The organism is Paraburkholderia sp. J94 (assembly GCF_905220285.1).
In the GTDB taxonomy this organism is placed as follows: domain Bacteria; phylum Pseudomonadota; class Gammaproteobacteria; order Burkholderiales; family Burkholderiaceae; genus Paraburkholderia; species Paraburkholderia tropica_A.
Genome location: NZ_CAJMZH010000016.1, coordinates 115,781 through 130,943, shown reverse-complemented (window position 1 = coordinate 130,943; position 15,163 = coordinate 115,781). Strand labels below are relative to the sequence as shown.

The window sequence follows — 15,163 nt, the reverse complement described above, 5'->3', positions numbered from 1 at the left end:
CGCAAGCCATCCCACTACCGAGGACCGCCATGCCTGACGTCTCGTTCTCCAGCGAGCGCGTTGCGCTCTCCGAGCTCCAGGAGCGCCCCGCCCGCTATGCCCGAGCCCTTGAACGTGCAAAGGTCACGCCAGGTTACGCCCTTTGCCACTGCAACCATGATCGGCCTCGCCGTCTCGTCATTCGTCGGTACGGCTCGCTGTTCCACCTCGCCGGCTGGCCCGACGACGGCGAACATCACGCGCGAGGCGGCGACTTCCGGAAAGATCCCGGAGGCGGCCGGCCCAGCCCCGGCAGCGACGCGACCGCGGCAATCATCAACGCGCAAGAAGGTCTGAACGTGCACCTCGATGCCGCGCTATTCCAGCGCGATGCCACACCCGGCACGCGCAAGCGGACGAACGCCACATCAACGCGACCAACCCGGCGCCGCGCACCCCTTCTCGCTTTTCTGCAAACGCTGTGGCTCAGCGCCGGACTGACGTCGTGGCCTGGCACATCGATGGCGCGCGGCTGGGGCGCGGTCAACGCGATGTTGCTCGCTGGTCTCGGCGCAGACGCGAAGATCAACGGCACGCCGGCGGACGAGGTGCTTCACGTGATGCGCCGATATGACGAAAGCGAGCGCAAGGCGATCAATGCCGAGTTCGACTCATTTCTGGCGCGGATAACTAACGACGGAAGCGTCTCGCGCCGAGCATTGATCGTCGGGGAGCTGGGCGAAGTCGCCGACACGCCATACGGCAAATCCATCACACTGCGCCAGCGACGACAGAAATATTTTGCGACCGCCGAGCTCACCGGGCATGCGGCGAAGGCCTACGCGCACGCGTGGCGCGCGATCGGCGACGCGAGCGCGCGCGTCATTGCCCTGCTGCTTGTCGAACGCACGGCCAAAGGCCACCTGCGCGTTGTCGATCTGGCGGCGATGCTGTGCTCGTCGACGTTTCTGCCCTGCGATTCCATCCATGAGGTCGCAATGGCCAACCGCCTCGCTGTGGAGCGGCGTGCCTTCGAAAAGCCGATTCGCATGGCAGACGGCGACGACATGCTGCCGGACTTCGTGCTTCTGGACAGGCCCACCGTACACATCGAGGTCTACGGCATGAATGGCCTCGCCAGCTACGAGCGACGCAAAGCGCAGAAGCAGGCGCTTCGCACGGCGCGCGGCATCCCGGCCGTCGAGTGGAACGTCGATCGCGAACCGCTCGAACGTGTTGCGCTGCCGCCCGCTTTCGCGCGAACTTGACTTTGGGCGGCGCACCGTACGCTTGTATGAGCACTGAGCCTCAACAACCCACGGAACGCGCCATGCCCCACTCTGCCAGAGCCACCGCCAGAAGCCCCGAAGTTGAAGCCAGCCATCGCCTGGTCTTCCCCGGATGCCCCACCGACAGCGTGAGCGTCGCTGATGTCCAGCGATGGCTCGACTCGTTGCCGCCGCTTTATCCGAACCCGATGGAGTCGAAAGACTCCGGCCCCGTCGCTGCATGGCTGTATTACCGCGCGCTCAAGCTCGTGCAGCTTGGCCTGCAATCGCTCGACAACCAGAACTGGCGCACAGCCCGACTGCTCTGCTGTGCTGCCGACGCGCTGCTGGAAACAGAAGACGCTGCCGCCGCGCAGCGTGACGCACGCTACGGCTCAGGACCGAAGCCGCCGCGGGAGCGCGCCGGTCGTCTGTTCGCGACGCTCGCCCACGCACGGATCGACCTGCTCGCGTTGCCTGACGGTCTCGCCCGCACCGGTGTCTCGAACGCTCTCGACGATGCCGAGCTGCTCGCGCGCGACGTCATCGACAATCCAATTCCCGAGAACGTCCTCGCCGCCCTCAATCGGATGTGCACGCCCCTCGACGAGTCCGTCCTCAAGGGAGCAACTGCCCGCGCAGACGCCCATTCGATGCAAACGATCCGCGAATACGTGCTCGCCGGCAACCACGACGATACACCTGGAGCCTGAGCATGGCAGAGAACACCGCCATCGAATGGGCCGACCACAGTTTCAATCCCTGGCTCGGGTGTACCAAGGTGTCGCCGGGCTGCGACCACTGCTACGCCGAGCGCGAACGCGCCACACGCATTCTCGGCGTCAAATGGGGAGCAGGAGAGCCCCGCCATCGCACAGCCGTTTCGACGTGGCGAAAACCGAAGCGCTGGAATGCTGCGCACGCAACGTTCTTCGCGGAGCATGGCCGCCGGCAACGCGTGTTCTGCGCCTCGCTGTCCGATGTTTTCGACAACGACGTGCCCGCCGCGTGGCGCGCCGATCTTCTCCGCCTGATCGCACAGACGCCCGACCTGGACTGGCTGATCCTCACCAAGCGGATCGGCAACGCGCGGGCCATGCTCAACGAGGCGGTTCAGGAGATGACCTCCGGCGCGAAGACGTGGGACGGGAATCCGTGGCCCAACGTCTGGCTCGGCGCAACGGTCGTCGACCAGCGCGAAGCCGATCGCGACATCCCGAAGCTGCTTGAAACGCCCGCGGCGGTCAAATTCCTCAGCATGGAGCCCTTGCTTGGACCCGTGGACATCAGCGACTTTCTCACGCTGGGCTGGCCACGATGCGAAACCAGTTTCGTCCAGAGCACGAGATACGAGGAAGGCTATTGCGCAACGTGCGCTGGCCACGTGAGCGACCCGATCCACCAGCCAGGGATGCACGACGTGATCGACTGGGTGATCGCCGGCGGTGAGAGTGGACCGGGAGCCCGTCCCATGCATACGCATTGGGCGCGCGCGCTGCGGGACCAATGCGCGCTCGCACGCGTGCCGTTCCTCTTCAAACAATGGGGAGAGTGGCTCCCCGCCGACCAGGCGGACGGCATGCAGCGCGACGCCGCGCGTGTGGCCGGATCGCTCTCCTCGAGCGGTGAATTGCGCCTCGCAAGCGATGCCGCGATCTTTCAGCCAGGCGACACGTACACGCTCGGCATCGGCAAAAAACTCGCCGGTCGCCTGCTCGACGGGCGGACCCATGACGGATTTCCCGTGCACAAGGAACGTTACCCGAGGCAACCTACCCCGGTCGCCGCGCCCGTCTGAGAGGAAGCCCGGACCGAAGCTTTCATGTTGATTCGATTGAGTTGGAGCCAATCCGCTGCGCATCTTGCGGAATTGGAAATGTTAAGAAATCGGATAATGGCCCCGATCTCACTAACAACCAACTCTCTCGCCATGTACGAGCAGCTTGTACCCTGTGATCACTGCGGCGGCCGACCCACCGTCGGTCGATCCCAGCGACTCATATCTCCCTGCCCGGACCCGATCTACGATCCGTCACGCTGGGGGCGTTTTGCCGGACCGCCGCGGAACGGGGACACCGCAATGCGGCCGCCAGAAGCACCTGCGACAGAACCGCTCGTTTGCATCTACTGCGGCGAATGCGGCATGCAGACGCCGTGGCAGCCATGTGGGGAAGACGATACCGCGGCGCGCAATACCGCCGCTCACATATGGAACCGGCGCCTCAACCGGCCCGAAGCCGAAAAGACGGAGCTTCAACGGCTCGTCGAACGTGAATTGGGCACGGCCGATATCCCGGCCATCATCGAACTCATTTCACGGCTGGAAGGAGACTGGTCAGAGCTTGGACCGGCAATCAAGATGATTGCGCGCCGACTTGTCGATGCGACCGTGGTTACGTTCGACTCGTGGCCGATTGATCCGGTACTCAATGACGCCGCGCGCTATCGCAAGTTGGTCCAGCTTACGAAGTGGGTCGATATCGACGGCGAGCGTTATGTACAGTTCCCAAAGGTATACACCCATCCCGAAGACCGGGACCGCCTGTTCGAAGACCTGATTGCCTCGGCAGTCGATTCGCTGCCCGACCGCGATCGATGGTGATTGCGCACGGAGCAAAGAGCGCAGGCGAAAAAAAACCGGCCTGTATATAGATATAGAGGCCGGTCCAAGGATGATCCTGGCGAGTGCCGGGGAAGCCAGAATCTGAGAGACAACAACGTCATTGTGCCCCGCACGTTGTCTCTCGTTTCCCCCGTATCGTTGGTTCTTTGGCACCCATTTGCCGCTCCTCCGAAAAGCGGCCATTGGCCCATGCATATTGCCGTCGGTGCTGCGCGCGCAGTCTGCGCCCGCGCACACAATTTCCTCAGACCAATAACGCCGCGCCGATAGCTCAGCCGGCATCGAGCAACCGATAGAGCGCTTGCCGTGACACGCCGAGCGCAGCGGCCGCGTGCGTCTTGTTCCCGCCTGCGGCGGCCAGCGCCGCCCTCACCTCGTCGATGGTCGGATTCGGTTTCGACAATCGCGCCTGACGTGCAAACGTCGAAATATAGGCGTTGGCCTTCGTCGGCCGACTATGGCCAGCGGCCTCCACCACCAGCCTGATCGCCTGCGCATGTCGCTCGGCATCGGGACGCTCGCCAGTTTGCTTGACGGGAGCCGCCACGCCCGCCCATCTCTCGTAGACCTCCTGCAGATACTGGTGGCGCAGGCCATGGCTTGTCACGCCGAGCCCCGATTTCGTGATGCCATGCCGCGCAAGCACGTGGTAATACCAGTCCCGCCATTGCTTGAGTGTCCGGTCCGCCGGCACCGTCGAACCCGTCAGGGGATTCGCAAGCCGGGCCGCCGCCTCAAGGACAGCATATTTTTCTTCGATCGGCACCGCACGGTCACGACCGCCCTTCGTGCCCCGCGTCACCTCCAGCAGCATGTCGACGTCGTTGACCGCGCGCACCGGTTGCAACATGAAACTTTCCTCGATGCGCAGCCCAAAAGCCGCCTGTAGCCTCAACTGCACAGCTACGCGCGGGCAGCTCGCGGCGATCTCCGCAATCTTCTCGTGGGCATTCACACCATTGGCATCCCATGACCGGTCGACCTCGGCGACATACGAACGCAACAGACCTGCGTCCTTGCGGCTCACGTACTCGCCAAGCGTGCCCACGAGATTGTCCTTGTTCATCCATCCGGCCAGCGCACGCAGATACGTGAGCTTGTTTTCGATGGTGCCGCCACTTTGCTTCGCGTCCACCCAGCGCTGCACCAGCCATTCAATATGCTTGCGCCGCACGTTCCACGGGCTCGCAAGCGCGAACCCGCCCTCCCGCAGCTCGACTAGCGCCGCGCAGATCGCACGCACCCGGAATTCCTGCGTCTTGATCGACAGCGGCTTCGCGCTGATACGCGTGCGGCTATGCACCGATGACACGTGCTCATCAAGCAGCAGGATGAGCGCTGCCGATACGGTGGGCGTGAGCCGGTAGCTGCGCACCACCGCGCGCACGTTGAGGATCGCCGCCATGGTTTCTCCGTTCTCGTTGTGTGGTCGCCCAATCCGGCAGCCACGGGGCCGCGCCCGGTGCCTGCGGCGCGACGCCCCTGCCTGGCATCACGTCCGCAGCCACCCGGGCCTGATTTTCGTGCCGCTTACCATGCGGCTTCGCCGATGCCCCGGCGCGGGGTTTGCTGCCTTCCTGTCCTTTAGCGATTCCATCCGATCAGCCCGACGCACGGAAGAGATGCGGTCCGACTGTCCACCTTGCTGCGGCACGGGCCGGATTGCGCTTCGCGCAAACCCACTCCCGCTTTAACTGCTTTTGCTGCCTGTACTGCGTTGCCGCCTGCCGTGGCTACCCGACCGGCCGAGGACGCATCGCTGCGTCTGGACGGACCGAACAGCGCGTCGCCGCTCGTCCGCCCTGGCCAACTGCCGGGCAATTCCTGTTGCGCGTTTCTGGTGACGGTTGCGCGGACCGTTATGTCTTCCGTACAGGGAGGCGCGAATCACTGGCGTGGCCAGCGCGCAGGCTCTCCCCCGTTCCGAAGTACGTTCATCTCCGCCGCGGTGTATCGGGCTTCGTGAACGCACCCAGCACTGTGGGCTGAAGGAACGTGTGCAGGCGCATGAGGAGCGGTCGCGAACTGTCCAACTGTCCGCGTCCACATTTCCTCAATACGCCACATTGCGGCGGACACCCGCCAATCGTATGGATATCGCACTGTCCGGTGGTCCTCAATATGGATCACGGTGGACTTGATTTGACTGAAAAAAAATCCGCCTCACAGTGGAGCGCGGACAGAGGGAGATTTCTGGCCCGTTCGGGCCGGGGATGATGGCCCATCGGGCCCGAAAAAGACGCACGAAGTGCCTTGCACTTCAGGTCGATGCGTCAGGGACGCAGCAGGTATTGCCAAGGATAAGGGCAGAACGCAACCGCAGGCGCTCAAAAGATCCCCTCATCGCGCCCGCTTTCGGCGACTTGACTTTGCAATGGCCTCGATAGACTGGACTCAGCAATACCGGAGATTTGCCCGGAGTTTGCCTGGGGCTGCCAGGCAAACTCCGGGATTAAACCGGGGTTCGTGAAGGCGACATGCACAAACCCCGGGCTAATCTCCGGGATAGCGTTTTCGGTGCCGACAAACCCGGACTTTACCCCGGACTTTCGGCGCACCACTCAACGACCATTTAAGAGAGCCACACATCATGAAAACCCCGGTCTTCGCCATCGACGTCGGCTACGGCAACACGAAAAGCGCGTACCGAGCAGCAAGCGGCACGGTCGCGACCGACATGTTCCCCTCTCTCGCCCCGTTGGCTGCTACCCGTTCGCTTAGCGGATACGGCGATGCAGTTCTTACCTCGCGCAAGGTCGCGACCGTGACGATCGACCGGATCGAATACGAGGTCGGCCCCGACGTGTCGCTGACCGCTGCGTACGGCAAGACCGGCCGCGCCCTGGCCGACGACTACGTGCTCACCAACAACTATGCGGCCCTGCTCTTCGGCGCGATTCACTTTGCGGGCGTCACGCACATCGAGCGGCTGGTGCTCGGGCTGCCGGTGCATAACCTGAAGAAGTATTCCGATCTCCTCAAGGAGCGCTTCGCCGGCGACATGGACTTCGGCTGCGGCTATGTCACGGTCGACAAGGTGGTGGTGCTTCCCCAGCCGCTGGGCTCGCTCATCTCCGCATCCAGCTCGCGCGGCAAGGCGTTTAACCCCAACGACGAGCACCTGGTCGTCGACGTAGGGTATTTCACGACCGACTGGGTGTACGCGAAGGGCTTCGCGATGGACGACACCCGCAGCGGCGGTATGCCGGGCGGCGCGTCGCAGATCTATCAGCGCATCGCCAGCCTGATCTCCCGAGACGAAGGCGACGACGTCGAAGGCATCGAGCTCATCGACAAGGCCCTGCGCGAGCACACGACGTTCCGCTTCTATGGAAAAGAAATCGACCTCGCGCCCTACCTTGAGCGCGCCGAACCCGTCATCGCCGGCGTCGTGCTCGCGATCCAGAATAACGTCGGCAGGATGCCGAACCTGCGCTCGATCATCCTCTCGGGCGGCGGCGCCGCTCTTTACGCCGCAGTGCTGCGTCGCGCATTCCCCCGGCTCGTGATCGAAATGATCGGCTCGCCCTGCGTGGCGAATGTCGGCGGCTTTCTGATCGCTGGTGAAGCCGGACTCGCACGCGAACGGCGCGCCGCATGAACGGCAAACTCGTAATGGAGGTCACGGTCACAGAACTCCTGAGTCCGCTGCTGTTCGCGCGGCTGAGCGCCTGCGCCTCGCCGCGCGAGCGCGCGGCGGTGTTCAAGGCCTGCGCGGAAGCGCACCTTCGTGGCGAACGCAGCGTTGCGCGCGACGATGCCGCCAACGTGAACGATCGCCATTCAGGATCGCCTACACGCAGCGACACCAAAGCGTTCGGCCGCAATGATGGCGCCTCTGCGACGGCCCCAACGAAGACGAACGAAGCGCTCAATGAACTGGGCCTGCAGAGCATTCCGATAGCACACGAGAGCGAGCAGTCAAGCGTCATGACCGATGCCCTTGGTGACAGTCTCGCCGGGTTCCTCTAGCCGCCCGCGTACGCCTTGACTTCTCGCTGGGCGTGCGAACATGAATTCAAGACACCAGTGCAGCGCGGGCCGGATTCGCCTTGCACCGGTGCATACACCCAAACCTCAAAAGGAAATCGTCATGGAGTACCAACTGCTCAACGCAATCATTCATGGCCAGCGCCTGTCCGAGCCGCTGACGTGGGTGTACATCGCGGCCGTTATCGCAGTCGGCATCGCAGGCTGGATGGTCGGAGGCCTCGTGTTCGACGCCTCCCACGAGACGAATAGCAAGGAACAATAATGGATCGCCTCGAACGCGCATGGACGTGCTTCATGTCCTGGCCGGCGCTTGCACGGCGCGCCGCCATCGCCGTTGTGCTCTATCTCGTCTGGGTGTCCTCCGCATGGCTGTATCACATCGGACTGCACGATGCGGCCGTCGTCATCGGTACAGCAGCGAGCTTTGGCTTCTTCGTCGCTATCGGCGGCCTGTACGTCGTACGCGTGATCTTCTCGATCATTTTCCGCTGCCGCCGAAACTTCCTTTGATCGCAGCGTGCACGCAAAAAAAAAAGGCGGCCCTAAGGGGCCGCCGTTGTTTCAGGTGCGCGCATTACTGCGTGCGCTTCGCGGCGAGGACCGTGAGTCGTCGCGTGCAAAAATCAAAAGCCTCTTCAAACGGCTCGTCCCGCACAACCGTTTTGCAGCTGCTCCGGTCGAACACGTCGAAGCCCGTCGCCTCGGATTTACAGACAGGCTGATGACCGTTGGCCGCGCCGTTTGTCGCGACGATGGTGAAACGGTTGCCTACCTTCATCTGGAAATAGCTCATTTTCTGCCTCAAGAAAAAGAGCCCGGGCGGACCATCCCCGGCGGGGACGAATCCCCACCGGGCAGGTCTATTGAAAAGCCGGTCGAGCCGGCGATAAGTCAGGCTGTCAACGCCGCGCGCGAAGCGCGTGCTAACCGAGTACCCACTGGCGCACCTTCATGTGCTGCAAGAAACCGCGCTTTCCACTGGTCGGCGAAATCGGTGCCGCGCACGCGCGGGCGATGCTGCACGACGGTGTAGCCCTCGGACCGCAGGCGCTTCGCGAGTACCATTCCAGCCGCAACGCCGGGCGATTTCCCGGTCTTCACGTCAATGTGATCGAAGTCCATGAAGATGTGCACGACCTTGATACCGAGTCCTTCCGGTACGACGAATTTCGAGAGCAATACACGGTTCAGGCAGTTCCAGACCGGCACGCCGGTTTCCATGAAGGCGCCGTACACCGTCTCCAGCCCCTCGCCAACACCGATCTCGCCATCAACCGGCTGCATCAGACGCACTGCGCCGCCCGCGAGCGGGTTGAGCGTCATGTCGTTGAGCTTCGTATCGAGGATTTCGCCGTCCGCAGACACGATCGTTGCCTTGGCCGGCTTGACCGGGTCGAGGAACGTGCGATGCAAAGTGCCGAGCCGCCCGTCGGGCAACTCGAACCGCGCCAGGATGCCGGGCCATTCACCCAGCACCGCCCCGTCGTGCCGGTACTCGAGCACACCGAGTCGCAACGCAGTAGATGGACCAGACGTCAGGCCCGGCACACGCTCCTGCAGATAACGCATCGAGAGATCGCCGACGGTCTGGCACCTGGCGTCCTGCCACATACCGTTCAGTCGCTTTTCAACGAACGCGGGGCTCGCCTTGCGTTTCGGGCGTGGCGCCTTGAAGTCCGCAACAGGGCGCGTCGACGACGGCGCGCCTCCCGTGAGTTCCCGCATCAGCTTGAAGAGGCCGATGCGGCTCACGCGGGTGATCAGTTGCAGGCCGTCGCCAGCCATCGGAGTGCCGTCGTTACACTGACGACATACCCAGTCGCCGCGGCCGTTACGGTTGTCATACGTGAAACGGTCATCGCCGCCACACACCGGGCACGCTGTCGCGTGTCCGGTGAGATAGTCTGCGGGGATGCCGTAACTCATCAGGGTCGAGATCCACGCCTGCGGAGAGAGCGTGAATCCCTTCAGCGTGCGTTGCAGCCACTCGTACTGCTCGGGTGACAGCCCGCGTCCAGTCGTACTCATATGTCACTCTCCATAGGGAAGTGGGTTGGGTCGGTGCCTGAGCAACAGGCGTGAAAACTCGTGCTCAAAAGAGCCGCCCGCGTGCGCGAGTCGCTCTTTTCAGCAGGTTTCCTGTGTCGGTCGAAGTGAATCAGCGCGCGATCGCGCGATGCAGAGAGAGGCGTCGCACGACGCACCCGAAGGTGCGCCGCGAAACGTAGGTGAGGATTTGCGGGATCAACAAATCGTAAAGGTGAGCCCTTTCGGGATCAGATTGCTGCCCACGCCGCGCGGGCGTAAACCTGTCGGAAGGGGATATCATCCTCGACCTGATCGAAGCCGCCGAAGCCACCGCCGCCGCCATTCGAAGACGCGGGCGGCGCTGACCGACCTGCCCCAGCTGGCTGCGCACGAGCGGAACGACCGCCCGCTGCCGGCTGCGACGAACGCTGCGGCTGCGAAGCTCGCGCGGCGCGCGAGTCCTGTTCGAACCCATCGTCGTCACCGGGCTCGCGCCGCTCGCCGCCACTACGGCCGCCGAGCATCTGCATATTGTCCGCGACGATCTCGGTCGAGTAACGATCGGTGCCGTCCTGTGCCTGCCACTTGCGTGTGCGCAGACGGCCTTCGAGATACACAGACGAACCCTTCTTCAGATACTCGCTCACGATTTCCGCGAGACGGCCGAAGAACACCACCCGGTGCCACTCGGTCATCTCCTTGAACTCGCCCGACGCCTTGTCCTTGTAGCGGTCGGTGGTTGCGAGCCGGATGTTGGCCACAGCGTCACCGCTGGGCAGATAACGTACTTCCGGTTCCGCGCCGAGATTCCCGACGAGGATGACCTTGTTGACTGCTGCCATGGAAACTCCTGTAATTAACGTGTGATGGACCAGAGCCACTTGTCCCAGAGGACCTGCTGCCCGTCTTTCATGACCGGTTCGCCGCCTTCGCGGAACGCGAGAACCTGGATTTTTCTGAGCCGCCGCACCGAAACGGTGTCGCCGACCTGGCAATGCGACTCGGCAATCGCGTCCTTCAGGCCTTCGCCTTGCAGGACCTGTTCGCCCATCGCGGTGGCGATGCGCATGGCGAACGACGTGTAAAACGGCTTGCCTTTGGGCTTACGGTTCGGAAACTTCTCCTCACCCCAGCTCACGATCCTGCCGTGCATCGCAGCGAGCATGTCAGCTCGATCTCGCGACGATTCACGCGTCCCGCGCCGCTCAAGCGATGGCGCATGCGAAACCCGACACGCGTCCTGCGTTGCACCCGGGTCATGCGCGTGTGCGTGCGCTGGCCCCGATTGCTGCACGACAGACGATTGGGCCTGAACCGCCGACGTCGGTGCAGGTGCTGACATCGACGTGCCGCATTCCCGAATTGCCGCTGCGATTGCGTCCTTGAGCGGGACCTTGTGCTCGCGACGAAACGACCAGTGCGGTGCCAGTTCGGGAAGAATCTTCGTGCCGAACGGTGTTCCGCGCGCGCCCTCTTCGAACGCAGGGACGAACTGCACGACACCATCGCCCTCGTCGACGAAGAGATTGGGTATATCGTCGATAGTCACGAACGTTTCGTTCGCTGCCCCCATTCCAACGGGCCGCGGTTCTGCGGGCGGTGGCGCACAAGGCGCAGCCGCTGCGGTCGGGGACTGTGCAGGCTTTGATTTACGGACGTCGCCCGGAGGCGACGAGAAGAGATCCGCGAAAGCGCGGAAAAGGTGATGGGCGGCCATCTGTCCTCCTAGATCAACGAGCCGAAACAGATTCGGCGCAATTCGACCAGATCACGTGCGAGAAGCGGCGTCTCGATAATGACGGCCTGGAGTGTCTCGGGATCGATCCCGTTCACGCTGCACACATGCTCATACGACAGCGCGCCGTCCCAGTAGCCCATGATCCAGCCGAGCGTCGCGCGATAGTCGTCGACGTCGATCTTCACGTTGCGCAGCCGCTCACTGAGCATGGTTGCGCAATCCATCAACGATTCGGGCATGCGGTCGCCGCGGCGGCTGTCGCGCGCGAGCGTGAGCAGCGCGTCAACCATCGCTTCGCGTACCGACGTGCTCCAGTACTGTGGGTCAGGTAACGGATCGGGTTTGGGAGGCACGACGAGCACCGGAGTGGCCTCGCCGCCAAAGATGTCGAGCTGCCACGCAGCGACTTCTGGTTTCATGGGATTGCTCCGGATGCGGCCGGGCAATCGCACCCCATGCCGGGAATGGATTCCCGGCGCGGGTAAGGGCCACCGCGACGAACGTCGCGGTGGAAGTGGAAAGGACGGACCTAGTCTTCGGTGCCCGTCTTCTTCATGGGAACGACAACGGCTGAGCGGGCGTACTGCCGCAGCGGCGTCACCGGTGCGGTGGCCACAGAGGCTGCCGCCTGCTGCTGCGCCGGCTTCACTGCGCCTGCCTTTAGTGCCTGCTCGCGCGCCTCGTTGGCACGTTCGCGTGCTGCTTCAGCCTCGGCGGTTTCGAGCGCCTTCGCCTTCAGCACGAGCTGCTTGCGAAACCAGCGGACGCCGAGACAGAACAGGAAAAAGCCGACGAAAAATGACTGCGAGGCCAGATAGACGATGAAGCACGGGGCGAGCAGCTTGCCCGGGGACTTCATGACGTCTTCGATAAACAGCTTCCGCATTTTTCTCTCCAGAAAAATCAACGCACAGGGAAATGTCCAGGCGACGCCTGGTGGATTCGATGCTCGGAACGAGCAAGGAATACCGGTGCGCGAAGCACGTGCGCGGTGGCCCGATGTCAGGCCACCGCGTACGGACTCGCGCGGACAGGAAGTAAGTGGAATATGACGGCACGAGAACCGTGCGGTCGTTTCGATGCGTGCAGGACGCGTTCACATCCTGAGGGTAGGTCAGATGCGCCAGTGCGCGTAGTGCATATGCTCGCCAATTCCCGATGGCTTTCGTTTCCGAGCCGCAACTTGCAAGCGCTTGCACGCAAAAACCCGGAAAGCTTCACTTTTTTGTGGAGCTTTCCAGATTTGTGGCGGAGGGTGCCTGTCGCTCGCGGTGACTTGACTTCCAAAAATGCCTGGCAGACTGGAATCACTACCTTTACTGAAACGGAGTGACCATGTACAGCCTTCTGGGCATCGCCGCTTTTGGCTATGTCGGTTACCGCCTCGCCAGGCGCGCACCGCGTTTGCGCCGCATGTTGCCCGAGGGGGCGCAGCAGCACGATGCGCCCGCGACGCGGGCCATGATTCGCGGCGAAGCGGGCGAAGCCGCGGTACGCACCGAACTGCGTCGCGTACTCACAGACCTGTGCAGCGAGAATTTCTACCTGCATGACGGCGCGATCCTCGTTCATCACGCTCCGGGCTCGGCGTTTCCCACGGCCGAAATCGACCACATCGCCGTTACGCCATTTGGAATTTTCGTGATCGAAACGAAGAACTGGAGCGGGGTCATCGCGCCGGCCACGAGCCCCGATCACATCACCCGCATCGGTGCCGATGGTGTGGCCGAACTGCGAAGGTCACCGCTCGCGCAAAACCGCACGAAGGTGGAATTTCTGAACAGGAAGCTGCCGGCCGTCTGGCCGATCGAAGGCCTCGGCGTGTTCGCATCGGCCGACTGCCGGCTGCATCCCGGCCTCCCGCCATCCTTGATCCACATCAAAGAAATCGCACTCTGGCTTCGTCTGCGGAGCCATGAATTCAGCGTCGCATGCAACAAGCCGGTCAATGTTCGCGTCGCGTGGGAGGCAATTATGCTTAATGCATCAATCAGCGAGACTGAGCTGGAGGACCACCGAAAACGGTTGCGTGCGCACCCTAAAGATCATGCAAACGATGCCGTTTGAATTATTGGTGCCGCCTTTTATGTAAAAGCTGCATGAAATTCATCATCTTTCGCGGTGCCGTCAACCATACGCGCACGTACCCTTGTCCATTGAGTGCTAATGGATGCATGTGCGATATCCGGAACGCGGCTACCCAACAGGCGAACCGTAAATACGAGAGACCAAAATGAGCAATAAGAACAAGCCTTCCGCAGAAGTGTTCGATCCCACCATTCCCGAAGATGGTGTCGAACTCCCCGAGGACACCCGTGAGCTTCAGGAGCTTTACAGCCGCCACCTGCCCAGCCGTGCAGAAATCGCGGTGGCAGCTCGCGACACGTTCGGAGCGGTCTTGAGCGACCATGCGCTCGAGGCCGTCAAGCACAGCAGTGCGGAGATCAACGAGTCCGTGCGTCGGATCATGCACGAGCACATGAACCTCGGGTTCCGCTTCGCGGAAATTGTCCGTAGCGTTCAGGATGCCTACATCATCGCCTATGAAGACACGCCAAAAACGGTCAACCGCGCGACTACGCTAGCCCTCGGGTACATCGAGAAGTTGCATCAGATTTCGTCCTCGAAGATTCGCATTCACATCGGGGCATACAACAAATTTCACGCAAACGCCGAGGCGGTTGAGTTCCTTCGCCTGACCGATATGCAAGCGTTGCTCGGCCACGACATCGGGGATGACATCGTGGAAGCAATCATCCAGAAGCGCAAAGATGATCCCGAAATGTCGACGCGTGCAGTGAAGGACCTCATCAAAGTGTTGCGCCAGCAAACTGATGAACTGCGGAGCAGCAAAGAGCAGCTTGAATCAGTCAGTGACGAGTTTTCGCGCACGGTCGAGCAGTTAAACATCGCGAACGCCGAAAGCAACCGTCTGCGGCAGCAGATCGAACAGGTCCGTCTCGATCAGGCCGCGCAGCAGAACGCCCAGGATCGTCTTCGTAACGAGCTATCGCTCGTCACCAACACCTCAGCGACGCTCAACCAGCAACTGCACGATATGCAGCAGCAACGTGACGCCGCTATCCGGGCTGGGGAGGATGCACGCAATCGGCCGCCTGCGAAGTCGGAGGACATGCAAGCGAAGGACGAGAACCGGCAACGTGAAGCGGAACTCGTGCAACTGCGTGAGAAAAAGCGGGTAATCGAAGCCGAAATCGAGGCGCAGGAACGCCTCGCCGCAGGAATCCGCGCCCAGCTCGAAGAAAGCCAGGCAGCGCTGGAAGCGAGCCACAAGCTCGAGCAGGAGATGAGTGCGCTGGTTACCGATTTCAGTAGCCTCGCGCAGCGTTACCACAGTGCGCAACTGCTGTGTACGGCCGAAGGAAGTCCGAAGCGCTTTCTGGCCATATTCCAGGCTTTGGCTGACTTGATCGGCAAGTTCCATCTCGAAATTAGCGCGGCCGCGAAGACGGCCTGACAGTGCAGCCCGCGTGCAGGGATTGCATGCGCGCCTGAGAATCACCGGAAAAGAGA

General features: G+C 62.3%; 17 protein-coding genes. 10 read left to right on the top strand and 7 right to left on the bottom strand.

The features are described 5' to 3' along the window. Window positions 1-29 precede the first annotated feature (29 nt). The 4 genes from U4Y88_RS29480 to U4Y88_RS29465 all read left to right on the top strand — a co-directional run bounded on the left by U4Y88_RS29480 (window position 30) and on the right by U4Y88_RS29465 (window position 3,849). Window positions 30-1,247, top strand: coding sequence for a DUF1173 family protein (locus tag U4Y88_RS29480; protein ID WP_321788197.1), 1,218 nt, complete (start codon window positions 30-32; stop codon window positions 1,245-1,247). Between the two features lie 62 nt (window positions 1,248-1,309). Next, window positions 1,310-1,960 carry a hypothetical protein gene (locus tag U4Y88_RS29475; protein WP_321788195.1) on the top strand — a complete coding sequence of 217 codons (651 nt, stop codon included), beginning with the start codon at window positions 1,310-1,312 and terminating at the stop codon, window positions 1,958-1,960. A 2-nt stretch (window positions 1,961-1,962) separates the two neighbouring features. Then, entirely contained in the window at window positions 1,963-3,045 is a 1,083-nt protein-coding gene (locus U4Y88_RS29470; protein ID WP_321788193.1) for a phage Gp37/Gp68 family protein, read from the top strand. Between the two features lie 24 nt (window positions 3,046-3,069). Beyond that, on the top strand, window positions 3,070-3,849 hold the full coding sequence (locus U4Y88_RS29465; RefSeq protein ID WP_321788191.1) for a Lar family restriction alleviation protein: 780 nt from the start codon (window positions 3,070-3,072) through the stop codon (window positions 3,847-3,849). Window positions 3,850-4,141: 292 nt separating this feature from the next. Here U4Y88_RS29465 and U4Y88_RS29460 read toward each other — a convergent pair whose 3' ends face one another. Continuing rightward, complete coding sequence (locus U4Y88_RS29460; RefSeq protein ID WP_321788189.1) at window positions 4,142-5,275, bottom strand: integrase domain-containing protein; 1,134 nt, start codon at window positions 5,273-5,275, stop codon at window positions 4,142-4,144. A 1,185-nt stretch (window positions 5,276-6,460) separates the two neighbouring features. Here U4Y88_RS29460 and U4Y88_RS29455 point away from each other — a divergent pair. From U4Y88_RS29455 to U4Y88_RS29440, 4 genes are all read left to right on the top strand, one after another. Beyond that, on the top strand, window positions 6,461-7,471 hold the full coding sequence (locus U4Y88_RS29455; protein WP_321788187.1) for a PRTRC system protein D: 1,011 nt from the start codon (window positions 6,461-6,463) through the stop codon (window positions 7,469-7,471). Next, on the top strand, window positions 7,468-7,842 hold the full coding sequence (locus tag U4Y88_RS29450) for a hypothetical protein (RefSeq protein WP_321788185.1): 375 nt from the start codon (window positions 7,468-7,470) through the stop codon (window positions 7,840-7,842). Before U4Y88_RS29455 ends, U4Y88_RS29450 begins: the two co-directional genes overlap by 4 nt. Window positions 7,843-7,963: 121 nt before the next feature. Continuing rightward, window positions 7,964-8,125 carry a hypothetical protein gene (locus tag U4Y88_RS29445; RefSeq protein WP_321788183.1) on the top strand — a complete coding sequence of 54 codons (162 nt, stop codon included), beginning with the start codon at window positions 7,964-7,966 and terminating at the stop codon, window positions 8,123-8,125. After that, a complete protein-coding gene (locus U4Y88_RS29440; protein WP_321788181.1) occupies window positions 8,125-8,373 on the top strand; it encodes a hypothetical protein in 249 nt (82 codons plus the stop codon). The genes U4Y88_RS29445 and U4Y88_RS29440 overlap by 1 nt, the downstream gene beginning before the upstream one ends. A 64-nt stretch (window positions 8,374-8,437) precedes the next feature. Here the strand turns inward: U4Y88_RS29440 and U4Y88_RS29435 are convergent, their stop codons facing one another. From U4Y88_RS29435 to U4Y88_RS29410, 6 genes are all read right to left on the bottom strand, one after another. Continuing rightward, window positions 8,438-8,656 carry a hypothetical protein gene (locus tag U4Y88_RS29435; protein WP_065058056.1) on the bottom strand — a complete coding sequence of 73 codons (219 nt, stop codon included), beginning with the start codon at window positions 8,654-8,656 and terminating at the stop codon, window positions 8,438-8,440. A gap of 98 nt (window positions 8,657-8,754) precedes the next feature. Next, the gene (locus tag U4Y88_RS29430) at window positions 8,755-9,891 is read right to left on the bottom strand and encodes a primase-helicase zinc-binding domain-containing protein (protein WP_321788179.1); all 1,137 of its coding nucleotides are present in this window, start codon (window positions 9,889-9,891) and stop codon (window positions 8,755-8,757) included. A 248-nt stretch (window positions 9,892-10,139) separates the two neighbouring features. Beyond that, window positions 10,140-10,733: a single-stranded DNA-binding protein gene (locus tag U4Y88_RS29425; RefSeq protein ID WP_321788177.1), complete on the bottom strand. Its 594-nt coding sequence runs from the start codon at window positions 10,731-10,733 to the stop codon at window positions 10,140-10,142. Between the two features lie 14 nt (window positions 10,734-10,747). Further along, window positions 10,748-11,440 (bottom strand): hypothetical protein, encoded by a 693-nt coding sequence (locus tag U4Y88_RS29420; RefSeq protein ID WP_321788175.1) that lies wholly within the window; start codon window positions 11,438-11,440, stop codon window positions 10,748-10,750. A 176-nt stretch (window positions 11,441-11,616) separates the two neighbouring features. Beyond that, on the bottom strand, window positions 11,617-12,048 hold the full coding sequence (locus U4Y88_RS29415) for a hypothetical protein (protein WP_065058060.1): 432 nt from the start codon (window positions 12,046-12,048) through the stop codon (window positions 11,617-11,619). A gap of 110 nt (window positions 12,049-12,158) precedes the next feature. Further along, complete coding sequence (locus U4Y88_RS29410) at window positions 12,159-12,515, bottom strand: hypothetical protein (RefSeq protein WP_321788173.1); 357 nt, start codon at window positions 12,513-12,515, stop codon at window positions 12,159-12,161. Window positions 12,516-12,964: 449 nt separating this feature from the next. Between U4Y88_RS29410 and U4Y88_RS29405 the strand changes: the two genes are divergently transcribed. Both U4Y88_RS29405 and U4Y88_RS29400 read left to right on the top strand, forming a co-directional pair. Beyond that, a complete protein-coding gene (locus U4Y88_RS29405) occupies window positions 12,965-13,696 on the top strand; it encodes a nuclease-related domain-containing protein (protein ID WP_321788171.1) in 732 nt (243 codons plus the stop codon). 166 nt (window positions 13,697-13,862) lie between these two features. Next, window positions 13,863-15,107 carry a hypothetical protein gene (locus U4Y88_RS29400; protein WP_321788169.1) on the top strand — a complete coding sequence of 415 codons (1,245 nt, stop codon included), beginning with the start codon at window positions 13,863-13,865 and terminating at the stop codon, window positions 15,105-15,107. Window positions 15,108-15,163: the final 56 nt, after the last annotated feature.

Coding starts and splice junctions, on each gene's coding strand:
- U4Y88_RS29480 (WP_321788197.1), top strand. CDS start 30: ATGCCTGACGTCTCGTTCTCCAGCGAGCGCGTTGCGCTCTCCGAGCTC.
- U4Y88_RS29475 (WP_321788195.1), top strand. CDS start 1,310: ATGCCCCACTCTGCCAGAGCCACCGCCAGAAGCCCCGAAGTTGAAGCC.
- U4Y88_RS29470 (WP_321788193.1), top strand. CDS start 1,963: ATGGCAGAGAACACCGCCATCGAATGGGCCGACCACAGTTTCAATCCC.
- U4Y88_RS29465 (WP_321788191.1), top strand. CDS start 3,070: ATGTTGATTCGATTGAGTTGGAGCCAATCCGCTGCGCATCTTGCGGAA.
- U4Y88_RS29460 (WP_321788189.1), bottom strand. CDS start 5,275: ATGGCGGCGATCCTCAACGTGCGCGCGGTGGTGCGCAGCTACCGGCTC.
- U4Y88_RS29455 (WP_321788187.1), top strand. CDS start 6,461: ATGAAAACCCCGGTCTTCGCCATCGACGTCGGCTACGGCAACACGAAA.
- U4Y88_RS29450 (WP_321788185.1), top strand. CDS start 7,468: ATGAACGGCAAACTCGTAATGGAGGTCACGGTCACAGAACTCCTGAGT.
- U4Y88_RS29445 (WP_321788183.1), top strand. CDS start 7,964: ATGGAGTACCAACTGCTCAACGCAATCATTCATGGCCAGCGCCTGTCC.
- U4Y88_RS29440 (WP_321788181.1), top strand. CDS start 8,125: ATGGATCGCCTCGAACGCGCATGGACGTGCTTCATGTCCTGGCCGGCG.
- U4Y88_RS29435 (WP_065058056.1), bottom strand. CDS start 8,656: ATGAGCTATTTCCAGATGAAGGTAGGCAACCGTTTCACCATCGTCGCG.
- U4Y88_RS29430 (WP_321788179.1), bottom strand. CDS start 9,891: ATGAGTACGACTGGACGCGGGCTGTCACCCGAGCAGTACGAGTGGCTG.
- U4Y88_RS29425 (WP_321788177.1), bottom strand. CDS start 10,733: ATGGCAGCAGTCAACAAGGTCATCCTCGTCGGGAATCTCGGCGCGGAA.
- U4Y88_RS29415 (WP_065058060.1), bottom strand. CDS start 12,048: ATGAAACCAGAAGTCGCTGCGTGGCAGCTCGACATCTTTGGCGGCGAG.
- U4Y88_RS29410 (WP_321788173.1), bottom strand. CDS start 12,515: ATGCGGAAGCTGTTTATCGAAGACGTCATGAAGTCCCCGGGCAAGCTG.
- U4Y88_RS29405 (WP_321788171.1), top strand. CDS start 12,965: ATGTACAGCCTTCTGGGCATCGCCGCTTTTGGCTATGTCGGTTACCGC.
- U4Y88_RS29400 (WP_321788169.1), top strand. CDS start 13,863: ATGAGCAATAAGAACAAGCCTTCCGCAGAAGTGTTCGATCCCACCATT.